Raw genomic sequence first — 16,409 nt, 5'->3', positions numbered from 1 at the left:
AGAGAACTGTCCCCAAAAGTTGGTCCCCAAAAGATGCTCCCCAAAAGATGTCCCCAAGAAGTCATATTGCCTAGAACATAAGTATAACTTATGCTCTAGGCAATAATATTTTAAAAGATGTTCCCATATCGGGTTTGCTGTCCACCATAATCTTACCCTTATGCAAATGAATGATCTTATAGCAGTAGTTAAGGCCTATGCCCCAGTTTTTGATACTTGACTTAGTGCTATAAAAAGGTGTGAATAACTTTTCCAGCTGTTCATCATTCATCCCGCATCCAGAATCAGACAGCGTGATAATGGCCCAGTTATTTTCAGTAAACAGCTCGATAGATAAGTTTTTCTCATCACTCTGCTGCATGGCCTCCACGGCGTTTTTAATAATATTACATAGAACTTCAGTGATCTGGCTGGGATCTATAAGGGCCAGTACAGGCACGGGTGGTTCGTAAACTTCCAGTTCTACCTCAGACAGGTTATATTTTTTAAGCACATTGTGAAGGACCACTTTTAGATCAAAAGGCTCTATGTAAAGAGACAAGGTTTTGAATTTATTATTCAGATAGTTGAGACTCTCCATAAGCTCGTTATTTAAAGATAAAATGCGATTAATATATTCCATAGATTCAGCATCATCCGCATACTTTTCCTCTAGGAATTCAGCATCAAGGAGTGTCGCCATAATATAATTTTTAAAGTTATGTGAGATCATCCGGGTTCCAAGCCCAGCAGTTTCAAACCCTGTAACAATAAGGCGGCTTGTTTGCTTCATCGTCAAATGATCCTTATTATACTTAAATAATGCAATGAGCAGTATTACGCAAGAAATAAAAGAGACATAAGGAAAAATAAAAAGAATTTTACCCTCCCAAAAAAGGGAAACAGGCAAAACATGGGTATAGCCTGTAAAAACTGATACACTAATAAGCCGCTTAGGCGCCCACCAAAACGCTGTTGCAAAGGTGATGATAGTGGTAGAGAAACCTATAAGAATAGTCAAAATATAAGTATTGAAGTATTTCATTGCGGGTGTCTTGACATAGTAATACACAATAAGTGCAATAGAGGCCACAAGATAGATGTAGTTAATCGTAAGTGTAATATGATAAATATGAGGCTCTATATTTAGTAAAGCTTGAAAATGAGGGGAATCAAGACTCTTATCTCCAAAATACCAATTATAGAAAGCTGAATACGTATAGGGATTGTAAATAATAAATTGTAATACTGGTAAAATGGCAAGTGCCAGATAGAGTTTATAACCATATTTATTTAAATTGGTAATAGAGATCGCAAAACATAAAGAAGCATAGATAAAACACAGTGTACCAAAACTCATTTGAGAGATAGCGGGGATTACATCGATATGCAGAAAGTCAAGATTCCCCCAAAGTAAAAGAGCAGGACTAAATACTTTTGCAAACATAAAAAGGTAGAGTTCTCTTTCTTGAAGATAAAGTAAATAAGAGGTGAAGCCTAAGATAGAAGCAGCCCAGCCTAGTATCATTAAGAAAAGAAAGTACCTTGTCGTACCTTTTTCTTTTACAATAATTAAAATGCCAAATATAAGCATTGAAATAATAGCATAAATCATAGACTCACCTGACCTGACTTGATTTGGACAAGCATTTCTATAATATTAGTTTCAGTCAGCATTTGTATAAGTTCCTTAGAGGACTCTTTATTGAATTTGCCAAGGATATTATTTATATGTGTTTTGGTCGTAGAAAAGGCGCTGTAGCGCATCTTGGAAATTTGTTCTCTTGAATAACCCTCACTAAGAAGGATTAAAATATCTACTTCAACAGGCGTAAGCTTAGAGAGGATATGTAAGGTCATGAGCATACTATCCTTAGACGTACGCATCTTTTGAAACTCTTTGCGGAGCTTTTCCGCTATTTCTGGTCGAATGGGAGATTGATTGTTATATGCTGCGTAGACTGCCTCTAAAACATCTGAAGCCTTAGCATTTTTTTTGATAATATAGTCTGCGACTCCTGTTTCGTACGCCTTAAAGATCACTTCATCATCGTCAATAACAGAAGATATGATAATCTTTGTATCTGGCAGCATTTTAATAATTTCTTTAGAAGCCTCAATACCTGCAGTGTCATGCTCCATACGGACATCCATAATAATCACATCCGGCTTTTGGAGTGCAGTAACAACGATAGCTTCATAACCGTTCTTGGCGAGTCCGATCAGCTCAATATTTTCATCTTTGGACAAGACATTTCGAAATCTTGCACGAAAAGATTCCATATCATCGACTACTAGGACTTTGATGCGCGTTTTAGTATCTGCCAAAATAATCACCCCAAAATAAATTAAATTTATTTTAAACTTATAAGATTATCCTACTCTAGATAAAATTTATTGTCAACTAGTATAAATATAGCTTATAAAATACAATATATAGCATCAAAATGTACAAAGGGTGGAGAAAATCTAGTCGCTGTGAGATTAGTCATATTTACTATAGAGTACCATTAATGAGGCTAAGGTCTATGGGGTAGATAATTTTAGCAACAGATACATAAGACAGTTGGACTTATGTAAGGGCTTATAAAAAACACACCTTACACAATAGAAGGGCCAGTATTATAATTAAAACATAACAAATTGCACAAAAACATTAAAATTTGGGAGGGTATAGAATGAAAAAATTAGCATTGATTTTATCTATTCTAGTAACGGGAAGCTCAATTCTAGCAGGTTGCAGCGCAGCACCACAAAAAACAGCAGAAACAAAATCTGCGCAAACTGAAACAAAGGCTGAAACCAAATCTGAAGCAAAATCAGAGACGAAAGCCGTAAAAACTGTCGTATTAAATGCTGCAACAAATAATCCAAAAACAAGCGGACATTACAAAGGGCTTGAGATTTTTAAAGCACTCGTTGAAGAAAGAACTGACGGGGTAGTACAGGTTGAACTCTATAGTGATGCAGTACTTGGCGATGAAGAACAAATGGCAGAAGGGATGCAGATGGGTACAGTAGACGTTATGATGGCGGCCTCTGCTAAATATGCAAACTTCGTTCCGGAAATGGATATCTACAGTCCGCCATATACTTTTAAAAGCTGGGATCACATGCTGGCCGTTGTAGACAGTGATGTTAATGACAAGATTGCAAAAGCAGTTAAAGAAAGACGCGGCGATATTTATCTTGGGGTTTTCACAGATGGTGTACGTAATGTATTTACTAAAAAACCTGTTAATAACCTCGATGATATTAAAGGACTAAAGTTAAGAACAATGACTGGTCCTAATGAAACAAACTCATGGAAAGCACTTGGCGCAAATCCAACACCACTAGCGTATACAGAACTTTATGCAGCACTTGAAAGTGGTGTTGTTGACGGGGCTGAGAACTCAATGGCAGCTATTCTTAACATGAAATTCTATGAAAGCTGTAAATATGTTTATAGAACACAGCACAACTACTTAACACTTCCTTTCTTTATCAGTGCAAAGGCTGTAGAAAAGATACCAGCAGATCTTAGAGACGTTGTTATTCAAGCAGGTATGGATACTTGTAAAGAGCAAATCAGTTGGGCAATAGAAAGTGACAAAAAAGCTCAGGAAACATTAGTCAAAGAACATGGTGTTACTATTGTTGAAATGACAAAAGAAGACCACGAAAGAGCACTTGAACTTTGTAATGCAGCCCAAAATGAAAATGCTGAAAGAATTCAGATGAAAGATGACTTAGCAAAAATAAGAGAAATAGGCAAAGACTACTAAAACTTTTAAAATCCGAGAATCTTAGATGGCGGCATAGATCAGCGGCCCTAAGGTTCTCGGAAATCTTATAAAAGGAGGGATATTGATGAAAGGAAGCATGACGAGACTTATTAATAAGATTGTAAACATACTTGAGCATCTTACGGGGTTATGTGCGTTCATCATGATGATGTCAATCGCGTGGCAGGTATTTACAAGATTTGTTGTAAAAGCACCATCCATCTGGACAGAGGAAGTGGCAAGGTACTCCTTTATGTATATGGCGATGTTCGGTGCAGCAGTAGGGGTAAGAAAAAGTTCTCACTTTGGCATGACACTTTTTACGGATAGATTAAAAGGCAAGGCCAGAGATATCTATATGAAATACGCTGTTAACCTGATTATAGCGGCATGTGCACTATTTATCCTATTTTACGGATGGGACTTTGCAATCAACTATGGTACAACAAGGGTATCACCTACCTTTTTGATTCCTATGACAGGCGTATTTATATCCATTCCAATCACCGGTGTTTTTATGCTGCTGTTTGCCGTATACAATATTGTATTTGAGGATTATTCACATGACATAAGTTTTGAAGAAGAACTTAGAAACCAAGACCTAGACCTTGGTAATGATGTGCAGGCTTAAATAAACTTAAAAAAATCTATTCAGGAGGTGTAGTATGCAAACATCATTTTTAATCTGGCTGTTTGTAAGCTTTGTAATACTCGTTATCATGGGCATACCACTTGCTTATTCACTCTTTTTATCCTCTGCACTCGCAATGATCGTAGCAAGTGATCTGCCTTCGGTACTTATTATGCAGCAGATGCAAAAAGGAATCGATTCCTTCCCAATACTTGCAATCCCTATATTTTTCGTTGCCGGAGACTTGATGAACCGGGGGCGGGTGTCCGAATATCTCATACGTGTCTGCCTCGTTTTTGTAGGATGGATACGAGGTGCGCTTGCTTACTTCACAGTAATCGTAGCAATGATCTTTGCAGGAACAACAGGTAGTTCAGCTGCTGAGTCAGCAGCTATCGGCTCTATTTTTATACCAAACCTTGTTAAAAAAGGTTATGACAAGGCATTCGCAGTTGTACTTGTAGCATGTGCATCCGTTATAGGGATCATTATTCCACCAAGCACCTTCATGATTATATATGGTTCTTTTGGAAATGTTTCGGTTGTTGCACTGTTTATAGCTGGCATTCTGCCAGGGACATTAATCGGACTCAGCCTTATTGCGATATCTGCTTATTATGCTAAAAAGTATGATTACCCAAAAGAAATGGAGCATATCGCAAAGCCAAGAGAAATGTTTGAAGCTGTTAAAAAAGGAATTTGGCCTTTAGGTGTACCCGTTCTTCTGATCGGCGGGATGGTAGCCGGGATATTTACCCCTACAGAAGCTTCTATCGTAACAGTTGTCTATACACTTATTATTATCTTATTTATCTACAAAACACTTAAGCCAAGAGATCTTATCGATATCGTTAAAGAAAATGCACTGGCCTCTGCAATACCTCTTTTCTGTCTCTCTTGTGCAGGGATCTACGGTTACTTATTAGCTTACTACAAAGTACCAGATATGGTAGGCGATGCAGTTGCTGCATTTACAACGAATCCAAATGTGATTATGACCTTTATCATTATCTCTTTCTTAGTGATCGGGACATTTATGGATGGGACGCCAGCGATTATCGTTATGCTTCCTATTACCCAAAAGCTTGGACAGATTGCTGGTTTTCACCCTGTACACCTTGGTCTTATAGTATGTCTTACAATAGCACTTGGTCTTTTAACACCGCCTTATGGACTATGTACACTGATCAGCTGTGCAATTGGTAAAGTAAAGCTTACAGATGCAATCAAACCTTTAATTCCAATGTTTGGTACGATGCTTGCGCTTGTTTTAATCCTGGCATACTTCCCAGATGTGGCGTTATTCCTGCCAAGACTGCTTGTACCAAATATGGTGCCTTAATGTAATGAACAGCAAATAGAAGAAGGATGATTGATGCAGTACTTGAAGGAGGGGAATTATGATTAGGGTAGGTATTTTATCCTTTTCTGATGGCAGAGAAAGGGTACATGAAAGTCTGAAAGAATATATTATAGCATGTGAAGAGCGTATCAAAAAATCCCTTGAGGAGACCAAGGAAGTTGAGTGCTTTAGTGCCTCATACATAATATGTAACAACGAACTGGCCCGTACACAGCCTATAGAGCTTGCGGCTAAGAACCCAGATGTAGTGATATTAAATGTGCCTGTCTTTGCTTTTCCTAACTTTTCGGCAATTGCAGTGAGCCTGCAACATGTGCCATGCCTCGCTATAGCACCCATAAACGGCATGCTGCCAGGGCTTGGAGGCCTTCAGGCAGCTGTCAATATGGTAAGACAAGTGGGGCTTCAGTGTGAAAAGGTGTGGGGGAATATAGAAGATGCTAAAACCCTCACCAAGGTCTTGAGTTTCATAAGGGCTGCCCATGCAGCCGCGAGGCTTAAAGGCCAGGTCTATGGTGTCTTTGGCGGCAGAAGCATCGGCATGGGATCAGGGACCATTAGCCCGGATCTTTGGATGAAGGTATTTGGTGTAGATACGGAGCACATCGATCAGCTCGAAATTATACGCCGAGCAGAAATCATAGAAGAGGAAAAAGTTGAAAGTGCCTTTAACTGGCTGCAAAAGAATATGGGAAGCATTGTGTACGATGAGAGTAAGCTGACTGAAAGTACGCTAAAGCAGCAAATTAGAGCCTACTATGCAACAAAAGCAATTATAAACGAGCGAAAGTTAAACTTTGTAGGCGTAAAGTGCCATTATGAGCTCAGCGAATATTACTTTACACAATGTCTGTCAGCTGCATTTTTTAACGATCCCTATGATTGGGATGGGCCGAAGGATCCTATAGTGTATTCCTGCGAAGCAGACTCAGACGGCGCGCTTACGATGCAGATTATGAAGCTTATTTCAGGGAAGCCTGTCTTGTTCTTTGACTTTAGGCACTATGATGGAAAAGACAAGGTATTTACCTTCTGCAACTGTGGTGCGATGGCCACATGGTATGCCGCACAAAGCGAAGATCCTCTTGTGAATCTAAGTGAAACTACCCTGTGTCCGGTGATTCCTAAATATGCAGGCGGAGGATGCCATGTGCGCTATATAGCTAAAGCGGGAGAAATGACATTTGCAAGGCTGACAAGATGTTTAGATCAATATAAATTAACGATGTTTAAAGGAAACTTTAAATCCATGCCGCCTAAGAAGCTTGAAGAAACTTGTGAGGCATGGCCCCATGGCTTTGTGGAAGTGGGGGTAGATCCTGATGTACTTATCGATAGGTATGATAATAACCATGTGCATGCCATAGCTGGAGATTATATTGAGGAGCTTAGGAAGTTCTGTGAGATCAAGGGGATTGGGTGCGATATTATTGGGGAGGGCCGCAAGTGATTTTAGTATTCTCCAGTTGCTCGCTTGCGTATTTCTAAAAATCTAAGCACATTTTTTAAATGAACGGTCGAAACTCGCGAATTATAAAATTTGTATACAAATTTTATAATTGCTGCTCAAACAGTCTCCCTAAGAACCATTCCAAAAATCTGCTAAGATTTTCTTTACGGACCTTCGTTAGAAGGTTTATGCTCACAGAGGCAACTTCCGAACCCTAAAATCTCCCTGCTAGTCCTCGAAATAATTAGTTGAAAATGAGTTTTAGAACTACCTGCCAAGGAATGAATAGCAATAATATCGAAAAAGGGAGCAGGAGAGAAGAGATTAAAATAATTAAGATCAATATTGACTTATTAAAATCCCAAATAAATTTTTTGTAAACTTCAAAAATAACATAATTAAAATTTAGAGCAGAAAAGTATAGCGTGTTATATAGCTACAATGATAGGCACATTAAAGGAGGGGGAAAGATGGATAAAGATACGATTTGGATTGGTAATGATCATGGGGGTTACGAGCTGAAACAGCATGTTATAGCTTATTTAAAAGAGAAGGGAATTCCCTATAACGATATCGGTACAGATTCTACTGATATTGTCCGTTATCCGTATTTTGCAGCGAAAGTGGCTGGGGCTGTTTCAAGCGGTGCGGCTACTCGTGGCATATTGATTTGTTCAACGGGTATTGGGATGAGTATTATTGCTAATAAGTTTAAAGGGGTGCGTGCATCACTTTGTACCAGTACTTTTGCAGGTAAGATGACACGAGCGCATAACAACTCAAACGTTTTGGTGCTTGGCGGCAAGGTGACGGGTACTATGGAGGCGCTTGATATTCTTGAAGCATGGCTTGCAACGGAATATGAAGGCGGCAGACACGCTATTTCACTGGGGCTGATCAGTGAGGCTGAGGAGACGTTATGCAGCGAGGCTTTATGGACGCCGGAAGGTCCGATGCTTTAATAAAGAGGGGGTAAACCATGAAATTAGCAGTAGCAATCGCAAGTGAAGACGCACCATCTTCAGCATTTGTAGTATGGCGCGGCTTTAAGGAATCGATTAGAAAAGCTTCTGAGCTTGGCTATCACGGTGTGGAGCTTGCATTAAAAACAGCAGATGATATTAATCCACACGAACTGAGTGCTTGGCTTAATCAGTATAAGATGGAAGTCAGCTGTATCAGTACAGGTCAGGTTTTTGCAGCACTGGGGTTGTATTTTACACATCCGGACAAAGTGATGCGCGAGCGGGCGATAGAGGTGTTTAATGGTCTAATTGATCTGTCACAGGACTTTGGGCAGATTATCAACGTAGGGCGCACAAGAGGTTTTATCGCAGAAGGGCAAACCTATGAAGAGGCGGAGCGCATTTTCATCGATACTGCAGAACGTATCTGTGAGCGGGCAGACAAAAAGGGCGTTACGATTATTTTAGAACCGGTTAACCGTTACGAGATTAATTTTATTAATAACTTAGACGAAGGCGCAAAGCTTGCGGCTAAACTCAAACACAAAAATATTGGGCTTATGCCAGATGTTTTCCATATGAATATTGAGGATGATCATATCGGTGCAAGCCTCACTCGTAATGCTGATAGGATAAAATACATCCATTTTGCAGATTCTAACAGACTGGCTCCTGGGCAGGGACATCTGGATTTTGATGATGTCTTTAGGGGGCTAAAAGAAGCAAAGTTTGACGGCTGGGCTTCTATTGAAATACTGGCTAAACCGGATCCGGATACAGCGGCAAGGCAGGCAGCAGAGTTCATTCTGCCAAGAATTGAAGCCTATAACAACAAACTATAATGAAAGGGGAATAAACATGTCAACATTTGAAAAATTGCAGCGCCAAGCACAGGAGCTTCGTATAACCATTATCAACATGATACATAAAGCTGGCAGCGGACATTCTGGCGGAAGTCTCTCCAGTGCTGAAATATTAACCGTGCTTTATGAAAAAGTAATGAACGTTAAACCAAACGAACCAAACTGGCCCGACAGAGACCGTTTTATACTTAGTAAAGGCCACGGGGCACCGGCTTTATATGCCACTTTGGCTAGAAAAGGTTATTTTGAGTCAGAAGATCTTCAGACACTTAGAGAAATAGAAAGCTGCCTTCAAGGGCATCCATGTATGTTTAAGCTGCCAGGCATAGAAATGTCTACAGGCTCTTTAGGAATGGGGATATCCGTAGGCGTAGGCATGGCACTCACGGCTAAACTGCAGGATAGATCTTACAAGACCTACGTACTCTGCGGAGACGGAGAGCTTCAGGAAGGACAGAACTGGGAAGCGATGATGAGCATTTCTAAGTGGCAGCTTGATAATTTAGTCGTGATCATTGATAGAAACCGCGTGCAGCTGGACGGCACAGTAGATGAAGTCCTGCCTATGGGAGATCTAAAGGCTAAGATTGAAGCCTTCGGACTTTATACAATAGTCTGTGATGGGCACACTATAGAGTCTTTATCAGATGCATTTGACAGCGCTCTTGATCACAAAGGCCCTGTTGCAATAATAGCTGAAACCGTAAAAGGAAAAGGCGTTTCGTTTATGGAAGGACAGTCAGCATGGCACGGCAAACCGATTAGTGACGATGAGTATGCGCAGGCTATGAAGGAATTAAAGGAGGTGTTGGTATGAGTGCATCAAAACCAATGAGACTAGTATTTGGAGAGACACTTGTAGAACTTGGCGAATCATTTCCGGAGCTTGCAGTTTTAGACTGTGACGTATCCAGCAGTACACAGACTAAACTTTATGGACAAAAATACCCAGAAAGATTTTTTAATTTTGGCATTGCAGAAGCGAATATGGTCAGTGCAGCAGCAGGTATGGCAGCTTCGGGCCTCATCCCAGTCACTTCTACCTTTGCATTTTTACTTACCCTAAGGGCTGGGGATCCTATAAGAAGCCTTATTGCGTATAACAACCTCAATGTCAAATTGGCCGGAGGCTATGCAGGACTTTCAGATTTTGCAGACGGTGCCAGCCATCAGTCAGTAATGGATATGGCAATTATGCGGGCTATGCCTAATATGACTGTACTTGTGCCTTCGGATATTGAAACAACCCGAGGGGCGGTAAAAGCCATGATAGAGTATAAGGGACCTGTTTATTTGAGACTTTCTCGTGACCTGGTGGGTTCCTACCATGGAGGCGATGAGACGTTTGAAATAGGTAAGGCAAGAGTACTGCGTGATGGCAGCGATGTAACCCTTGCTGTATGCGGGACACTGCTTGCGTTTGCCCTAGAGGCCGCAGAGGCACTTGAAAAAGAGGGCATTAGTGCTGCAGTTGTTGAGTTTCCGACTATTAAACCTTTTGATCATGAAACATTAGTGGCCTATGCGGGAAAAACAGGTGCTATAATAAGTATAGAAGAACATTCCATTATTGGAGGTCTGGGAGGTGCTGTTGCAGAAACCTTAGCAGAAAAATGCCCAACCAAGCTTGAAAGATTAGGGCTTAAAGACACTTTTGGTGAAAGCGGCGCGTACAGTGCACTGCTTGATAAATATAAACTGACAACACCGCACATCCTAGAAGCAGCAAAACGTATATTAAAAACAAAATAAACCTAGGAGGTCTGGCAATGAATGAATCAATGCATAAGTATATGAAGGTAGGGCTTATCCACTTTATGGCATATCCGTCTACAATAAAAGGCGAAGGGCCTATCGTTGAAACGATAAAAAGAATTGCTTGTGATGAGTACTTTACAGCAATTGAGTTAACGTGGATCAAAGATGCCAAGGTTCGAGATGAAGTTAAGAAAATCTTAACCTCAAGCCATATGGCAGTAGGCTATGGCGCACAGCCAAGACTGCTTACTACGGGCATGAATATCAATAACTTAGATGAATCAGAAAGAATTAATGCCGTTGCTTCTTTAAAAGAAGGTATTGATGAAGCGTATGAGATGGGGGCAAAGGGATTTGCTTTTCTAAGCGGCAAGTACCAAGAGGAGACAAAAGAAGATTCCTATCAGGCACTGCTTAGCTCAACGAGAGAACTCTGTACTTATGCCAAGTCTAAAAGAGATCTGAAGATCATATTAGAAGTTTTTGATTATGATATTGATAAGAAGAGTTTAATAGGCCCTGCGCCTCTTGCTAAGAGATTTGCCGAAGATATCACAAAAGAATATGATAACTTTGGACTTATGGTAGACCTAAGTCACATTCCGATGATCCATGAAACTTGTGAAGAGGCTATACTGCCTATTCGGGATTATTTGGTGCATGCCCATATGGGTAATACCGTGATTAAGGATCCGAGCCTTGAGGCCTATGGAGATATGCATCCACGCTTTGGATTTCCAGGGGGAGAAAACGATGTAGAGGAATTAACGCAGTTCCTAAGAGTACTCCTTGATATTGGTTTTTTAAATACGAAGAATCCTCCTATTGTGAGTTTTGAGGTAAAACCATGGGGAGATGAAGACCCAGAACTTGTTATTGCTAATGCAAAAAGGACCTTAAACGAAGCTTGGGCAAAACTTTAATAAAAGGAGACTGTGAATATGAAAATTGTAGTATTGGATGGCTATACCTTAAATCCAGGGGATATAAGCTGGCAGGAACTGGAGAGGCTCGGAGAGCTTACGGTCTATGATAGAACTCCTGAAGAAAAAATTCTAGAACGCCTGCAAGATGCGGAGATTGTCTTTGTCAATAAAGTACCACTTACAAAAGAAACACTAAGTCAGGCGCCAGCCCTAAAATTCATTGGGGTACTGGCAACGGGGTATAATATAGTAGATGCTGCAGCGGCCAAAGAACTAGGCATTCTTGTTGCGAATATTCCAACCTACGGCACAACGGCAGTGGCGCAATTTGTTTTTGCCTTACTGCTTGAGATCTGCCACCATGTTGGAGAACATAGTGAGGAAGTTAAAAAAGGCGCATGGACCAATAATATTGACTGGTGCTTCTGGAACCATCCACTGATAGAACTCGCAGGAAAAACCATGGGGATCATAGGGTTTGGAAGAATTGGACAGCAAACAGCACAGATTGCCCAGGCTCTAGGGATGAAAATAGTAGCTTATGATGAGTATCCAAATCATGCACTAGAAACAGATACTTTAAAATACGCGACACTGGATGAACTGCTGGGTGTATCGGATGTCATCAGCTTACACTGTCCGCTGTTTGAAAGTACAAAGGGGATTATTAATCATCATACTATTGCTAAAATGAAGGATGGAGTCATTATTATCAATACCTCTAGAGGACCTCTTATTGTAGAAGAAGATTTAAGAGATGCATTAAATCTTGGAAAAGTATATGCAGCAGCCGTAGATGTGGTATCTACAGAGCCTATTAAAGCGAATAATCCTCTTTTAGATGCCAAAAACTGTATCATTACTCCTCATATTGCCTGGGCACCTACAGAATCAAGGACACGTCTAATGGACATTGCGGTGAATAACTTAAAGGCATTTTTAGACGGAGCGCCTGTTAATATTGTTAATCCATAAGATAGCTAAAAGAAATGGGAGCCCGTAGCAGAAGATGCCGGCTTCCATTTTTAGCGCTTACCGGCACTGTTGGATAACCGTCCCCAAGAGAAGCAGTCGGTAATATTGGATGTCCGTCCCCAAGGGAAACGGTCAAGCCCACTATTGGATAACTGTCCCCAAATAGATCCGCAAAAGTACAAAAGTATCACCAAAAGTATCATATTGAATTTTCGTATTAATTGGGATAGTATAGTATAATACGCGCATAAAAAGCGCTTAAATAGATGGAAAGTGAGGTGGCGGTTTGATAAGGTTTTTAATTCCGACAGGAATTATATTAGTTGCACTTATTCTTGGAAAAAGTATCAAGTTTTTAACGCTTAAATATAAAATAGAAGAGACTGTCCCGGTCAGTAAATATATAAGAATGATACAAATAACAGCTTTGCTGGGTATTAATCCCATTATTACAATAGGTGCATTCTGGGGCACCAATCTTAATAACATCAAGTTGGCGGCGCTGCCGGTTTTGGGATTTGGTGCGCTTGTTGTTGGAGGGATACTAGGCTATATCGCTTCCAAGCTTTTAAAACACACCAAAAGACAGACAGGATCTATGATAGTATCCGGTTCTTTTACCAATATAGGTAATTTCGGAGGATTAGTTTGTTATATCTTTTTCGGTGAGGTAAGTTATGCGCTTGTTGCAATGTATAAACTTTTAGAGGAAATAGCCTATTACCTTATCGGCTATCCCATTGCAAAGCTCTATGGAACGGACCCGAAGAGCGGGGTAAAAAGAAGTGCCTTTATCAAGTTGATTACCGATCCGTTTATACTCATATACTTTGTGAGTATATTAATCGGGGGAAGCTTAAATATATCCGGGGTGCCAAGGTTTGCTATTTATCAACATATTAACGAAATCCTTATTCCGCTCTCATCATTTCTCCTTGTAACATCTGTTGGATTTAATATGAGACTCAAAGCGATCAGTACATATTTACCAGAATGTTTTGTGGTGGCCTCCATTAAGTTTTTGATGGTACCTGCAATCATAACAAGCGTGGCTTATTTTTTAGGAATTGGATCTATTCAAGATGGTCTAGTTTTAAAGGTGGTTCTTGTATTATCAGCCATGTCTCCGGCTTTTAATTCATTGATTCCGCCTCAGCTGTATGACCTTGACGTAGACCTTGCCAATTCAGCTTGGCTGTTTTGTACAGGACTTCTCCTTGTAGTCGTACCGATACTCAATGTCATTCAGGGGCTCATATGACTTAACCACAATATTGGATGTCCGTCCCCAAAGCTACCAAAGCTACGTCCCCAAAGGTACATAAAGGGAGACGAGAGCATAAAAGAATTAAATCTGCATAGCTTAATTTTTTTGGGGCTAGAATAATGATATAATTGATAGAGAGTGGCAAGTGATCATTTAGCTTGTTCAAAAAGGCTATAAGGAGTAAAAGTATGGAAGATAAAATCTTTGAATTAATGAGTAAAATGTATTCTGATATGACACAAAAAATGGATCATATGGCAAAGAGAATGGATAATGTTGAAAACCATATTATAAAGTTAGAAGATAAAATAGATACTCAAGGTAAGGCACTCTTTGGTGGCTATAAACAAACTTATGAAAAACTTACAACTTTAGAAACGAAAGTTGATGAACTAAGCTCTAAGATCCAAAAACAAGATGTAGAAATAAGGGTTATTAAAAATGTAGCGAATAATTAATATAAAGACAGAAATAGGGAGTATCTCATCTGAGGTGCTCCCTGTTTCTGTATGACGCCTATAAAATTTCCCTGCAAGCAGTTTTGTAGCAGTTAATCTAACCGTAAAATTGAATAACCGTCCCCAAAAGAGTAGTCCCCAAAAGAAGAACCCCAAAAGAAGAACCCCAATATTGAATAACTGTCCCCAAATAGCTCCGCCAAAGATTCAGAATTATACGTTGACTTGTACAATATTATAAACTATAATTTTGATAGTAATAATCATTTTCCGATGTTTATATCTTATAATAATTAATCTGCTAAAGGAGGGAAAGTGTTTGAAAGGTATTATTATTCGTAGTATAAGATTTAAGATTATACTTTATATGCTTATAAGTTCGTTAAGTTCTATCTTGCTCGTGGGAGGATTTAGTGCCTATCAAAGTAAATTAGTTATAGAAAACTATGCCAAAGAAAATCTCCAGCTACTCGTCCAGTCTTATGCTAATAAGATTGATGGGATAACAGGTGCTACGGCGCAGCAGCATGTCAACGCACAAATTGCCAAGGAGGTTATTTATGAGACAGGCTATCTGAGCCTCGTCGATCAGGATTTTAATGTGATGGTACATCCAGATTTTAAAGAACAAGATAATCTAAAAGATCAGGATCAGAATCAGGAGCTTCAAGTACTCTTTGAAGCGGTAAAGGCAAAGCCTCAGGATACTGTCATCTATACTTATCAAGGATCTAAAAAAATAACAAGCTATTATGTACTAAAAAGCGGTTATATTTTGATGGGAAATGTACTAGAAAAAGAAATATTTCAAGAACTAAATCGTAATATGCGATCAGGCATCGTAGCCATCATCGGAGGGCTCTTTTTAGCTGTAATACTAGCTGTTTACTTTGGTCATCAATTACATAAGCCTCTTCAGATCTTAACGAGGTATCTCGATCTAACAGCGCAGTTTGATCTGATTAGACATCCCAACCAGCAGACAGACAAGCTCTTAAAAAGAAAAGACGAAATAGGCGTGATGATAAGAGCGTTGTCTAATATGCGTGAGCAGCTCAGGCGGGTGGTGCGGGCTATTCAGTCGGAGTCGGATGTACTTAAAGAGCAGACGGCAGCTATCAGCTATGTAGCAGATGACACAAAAGATGGCTTAGAAGAAGTTGTAAGAGCTTCAGAAGATCTGGCAGGCGGAGCTACGGGGCTTGCACGCATTACAGAAGAAGGGGTAAGCCACTTAAGTCACCTTGGATATGCCATCGACACAGCTGTAAAACATTCAAATGACGTTCAGTTAGATAGCGATAAGATCATAAATAGCAGCCAGCAGGGCTTAAAAGGGATGGCGCTGCTTCAGCGTTCTATTGACAGCACGACTAAAGGCTCGACGCATATGCTGGAGAAGGTCAATCTGCTCGAACAAAGATCTGGACAGATCAGTCAGATTGTACATACGATTGCAAGTATTGCAGACCAAACCAACCTACTAGCGCTTAACGCCAGCATAGAAGCTGCAAGAGCTGGAGAAGCTGGCAGAGGTTTTGCAGTTGTTGCAGAAGAAATAAGAAAGCTTGCAGCTAATGTATCAGTGAATACTGAAGACATAAGACAGATGATTCAAGAGATTCATCAAGACATTACTGAGACGAAAGCATCCGTTCATGATGCCAATCACTTAATTAGCCAAACCAATGAGGCTGCGACTAAGAGTGAGGGAGAGTTTAAAGAGATAGAAACTGTTATAGGAGATATTGTGGTCAAAATCAAGGAACTGACAGCCACTATCCAAGGCATACACCAGAGTAAAGAAGTGGTGTTAAAAGCAATGGAAGAAATAGCCGCCATATCTGAACAGTCAGCTGCATCGACCCAGGAGCTTTCAGCCTCTATGCAGCAGCAGTTTCATCATGTGGAGCAGATTAATAATTCATCTAATCAGCTCAATGATCTGACAAAGGCTCTAGATAGACTTACCCACTCATTTAAGTTACAGGATCTATAAAATAGATA

16 protein-coding genes are annotated in these 16,409 nt (G+C 40.0%); 13 read left to right on the top strand and 3 right to left on the bottom strand.

Features of this window, described 5'->3' with window-relative positions:
• Positions 1–88 precede the first annotated feature (88 nt).
• Positions 89–1,594 carry a sensor histidine kinase gene (locus tag BN3326_RS11240; protein ID WP_069999321.1) on the bottom strand — a complete coding sequence of 502 codons (1,506 nt, stop codon included), beginning with the start codon at positions 1,592–1,594 and terminating at the stop codon, positions 89–91.
• Positions 1,591–2,307, bottom strand: coding sequence for a response regulator transcription factor (locus BN3326_RS11235; protein WP_083258651.1), 717 nt, complete (start codon positions 2,305–2,307; stop codon positions 1,591–1,593). The genes BN3326_RS11240 and BN3326_RS11235 overlap by 4 nt, the downstream gene beginning before the upstream one ends.
• A gap of 350 nt (positions 2,308–2,657) precedes the next feature.
• Between BN3326_RS11235 and BN3326_RS11230 the strand changes: the two genes are divergently transcribed.
• The 10 genes from BN3326_RS11230 to BN3326_RS11185 all read left to right on the top strand — a co-directional run bounded on the left by BN3326_RS11230 (position 2,658) and on the right by BN3326_RS11185 (position 12,677).
• Entirely contained in the window at positions 2,658–3,746 is a 1,089-nt protein-coding gene (locus BN3326_RS11230; RefSeq protein WP_069999320.1) for a TRAP transporter substrate-binding protein, read from the top strand.
• 85 nt (positions 3,747–3,831) lie between these two features.
• On the top strand, positions 3,832–4,377 hold the full coding sequence (locus tag BN3326_RS11225; protein ID WP_069999319.1) for a TRAP transporter small permease: 546 nt from the start codon (positions 3,832–3,834) through the stop codon (positions 4,375–4,377).
• A gap of 34 nt (positions 4,378–4,411) precedes the next feature.
• Positions 4,412–5,719: a TRAP transporter large permease gene (locus BN3326_RS11220; RefSeq protein ID WP_069999318.1), complete on the top strand. Its 1,308-nt coding sequence runs from the start codon at positions 4,412–4,414 to the stop codon at positions 5,717–5,719.
• A gap of 58 nt (positions 5,720–5,777) precedes the next feature.
• Complete coding sequence (locus BN3326_RS11215) at positions 5,778–7,190, top strand: L-fucose/L-arabinose isomerase family protein (RefSeq protein ID WP_069999317.1); 1,413 nt, start codon at positions 5,778–5,780, stop codon at positions 7,188–7,190.
• A gap of 470 nt (positions 7,191–7,660) precedes the next feature.
• Positions 7,661–8,152, top strand: coding sequence for a ribose 5-phosphate isomerase B (gene rpiB, locus BN3326_RS11210; RefSeq protein WP_069999316.1), 492 nt, complete (start codon positions 7,661–7,663; stop codon positions 8,150–8,152).
• A 17-nt stretch (positions 8,153–8,169) separates the two neighbouring features.
• Positions 8,170–8,997, top strand: coding sequence for a sugar phosphate isomerase/epimerase family protein (locus BN3326_RS11205; protein ID WP_069999315.1), 828 nt, complete (start codon positions 8,170–8,172; stop codon positions 8,995–8,997).
• 16 nt (positions 8,998–9,013) lie between these two features.
• A complete protein-coding gene (locus BN3326_RS11200) occupies positions 9,014–9,835 on the top strand; it encodes a transketolase (protein ID WP_069999314.1) in 822 nt (273 codons plus the stop codon).
• Positions 9,832–10,770, top strand: a complete 939-nt coding sequence (locus BN3326_RS11195) for a transketolase family protein (RefSeq protein WP_069999313.1) — start codon at positions 9,832–9,834, stop codon at positions 10,768–10,770. Before BN3326_RS11200 ends, BN3326_RS11195 begins: the two co-directional genes overlap by 4 nt.
• A gap of 17 nt (positions 10,771–10,787) precedes the next feature.
• A complete protein-coding gene (locus BN3326_RS11190) occupies positions 10,788–11,699 on the top strand; it encodes a sugar phosphate isomerase/epimerase family protein (protein ID WP_069999312.1) in 912 nt (303 codons plus the stop codon).
• Positions 11,700–11,717: 18 nt separating this feature from the next.
• On the top strand, positions 11,718–12,677 hold the full coding sequence (locus BN3326_RS11185) for a D-2-hydroxyacid dehydrogenase (protein ID WP_069999311.1): 960 nt from the start codon (positions 11,718–11,720) through the stop codon (positions 12,675–12,677).
• On the opposite strand, the gene BN3326_RS22230 is transcribed toward BN3326_RS11185, so the two are convergent.
• Positions 12,667–12,813 carry a hypothetical protein gene (locus BN3326_RS22230; protein WP_207646335.1) on the bottom strand — a complete coding sequence of 49 codons (147 nt, stop codon included), beginning with the start codon at positions 12,811–12,813 and terminating at the stop codon, positions 12,667–12,669. The genes BN3326_RS11185 and BN3326_RS22230 overlap by 11 nt on opposite strands.
• 150 nt (positions 12,814–12,963) lie before the next feature.
• Here BN3326_RS22230 and BN3326_RS11180 point away from each other — a divergent pair, with 150 nt between their 5' ends.
• The 3 genes from BN3326_RS11180 (at position 12,964) to BN3326_RS22000 (ending at position 16,401) form a co-directional block, all read left to right on the top strand.
• Positions 12,964–13,938 carry an AEC family transporter gene (locus tag BN3326_RS11180; protein WP_069999310.1) on the top strand — a complete coding sequence of 325 codons (975 nt, stop codon included), beginning with the start codon at positions 12,964–12,966 and terminating at the stop codon, positions 13,936–13,938.
• A 194-nt stretch (positions 13,939–14,132) separates the two neighbouring features.
• Positions 14,133–14,402: a hypothetical protein gene (locus tag BN3326_RS11175; RefSeq protein ID WP_069999309.1), complete on the top strand. Its 270-nt coding sequence runs from the start codon at positions 14,133–14,135 to the stop codon at positions 14,400–14,402.
• Positions 14,403–14,721: 319 nt separating this feature from the next.
• On the top strand, positions 14,722–16,401 hold the full coding sequence (locus tag BN3326_RS22000; RefSeq protein ID WP_069999308.1) for a methyl-accepting chemotaxis protein: 1,680 nt from the start codon (positions 14,722–14,724) through the stop codon (positions 16,399–16,401).
• Positions 16,402–16,409 lie beyond the last annotated feature (8 nt).

It is taken from the genome of Cellulosilyticum sp. I15G10I2, assembly GCF_900095725.1.
GTDB lineage: Bacteria > Bacillota > Clostridia > Lachnospirales > Cellulosilyticaceae > FMMP01.
This window is presented reverse-complemented; position numbering and strand designations above follow the sequence as displayed.

Excerpts from the sequence above, each read along its gene's own strand:
- BN3326_RS11230 (WP_069999320.1), top strand. The coding sequence starts at position 2,658 with ATGAAAAAATTAGCATTGATTTTATCTATTCTAGTAACGGGAAGCTCA.
- BN3326_RS11185 (WP_069999311.1), top strand. The coding sequence starts at position 11,718 with ATGAAAATTGTAGTATTGGATGGCTATACCTTAAATCCAGGGGATATA.
- BN3326_RS11195 (WP_069999313.1), top strand. The coding sequence starts at position 9,832 with ATGAGTGCATCAAAACCAATGAGACTAGTATTTGGAGAGACACTTGTA.
- BN3326_RS11175 (WP_069999309.1), top strand. The coding sequence starts at position 14,133 with ATGGAAGATAAAATCTTTGAATTAATGAGTAAAATGTATTCTGATATG.
- BN3326_RS11190 (WP_069999312.1), top strand. The coding sequence starts at position 10,788 with ATGAATGAATCAATGCATAAGTATATGAAGGTAGGGCTTATCCACTTT.
- BN3326_RS11225 (WP_069999319.1), top strand. The coding sequence starts at position 3,832 with ATGAAAGGAAGCATGACGAGACTTATTAATAAGATTGTAAACATACTT.
- rpiB (WP_069999316.1), top strand. The coding sequence starts at position 7,661 with ATGGATAAAGATACGATTTGGATTGGTAATGATCATGGGGGTTACGAG.
- BN3326_RS11215 (WP_069999317.1), top strand. The coding sequence starts at position 5,778 with ATGATTAGGGTAGGTATTTTATCCTTTTCTGATGGCAGAGAAAGGGTA.
- BN3326_RS11220 (WP_069999318.1), top strand. The coding sequence starts at position 4,412 with ATGCAAACATCATTTTTAATCTGGCTGTTTGTAAGCTTTGTAATACTC.
- BN3326_RS11205 (WP_069999315.1), top strand. The coding sequence starts at position 8,170 with ATGAAATTAGCAGTAGCAATCGCAAGTGAAGACGCACCATCTTCAGCA.
- BN3326_RS11240 (WP_069999321.1), bottom strand. The coding sequence starts at position 1,594 with ATGATTTATGCTATTATTTCAATGCTTATATTTGGCATTTTAATTATT.
- BN3326_RS11200 (WP_069999314.1), top strand. The coding sequence starts at position 9,014 with ATGTCAACATTTGAAAAATTGCAGCGCCAAGCACAGGAGCTTCGTATA.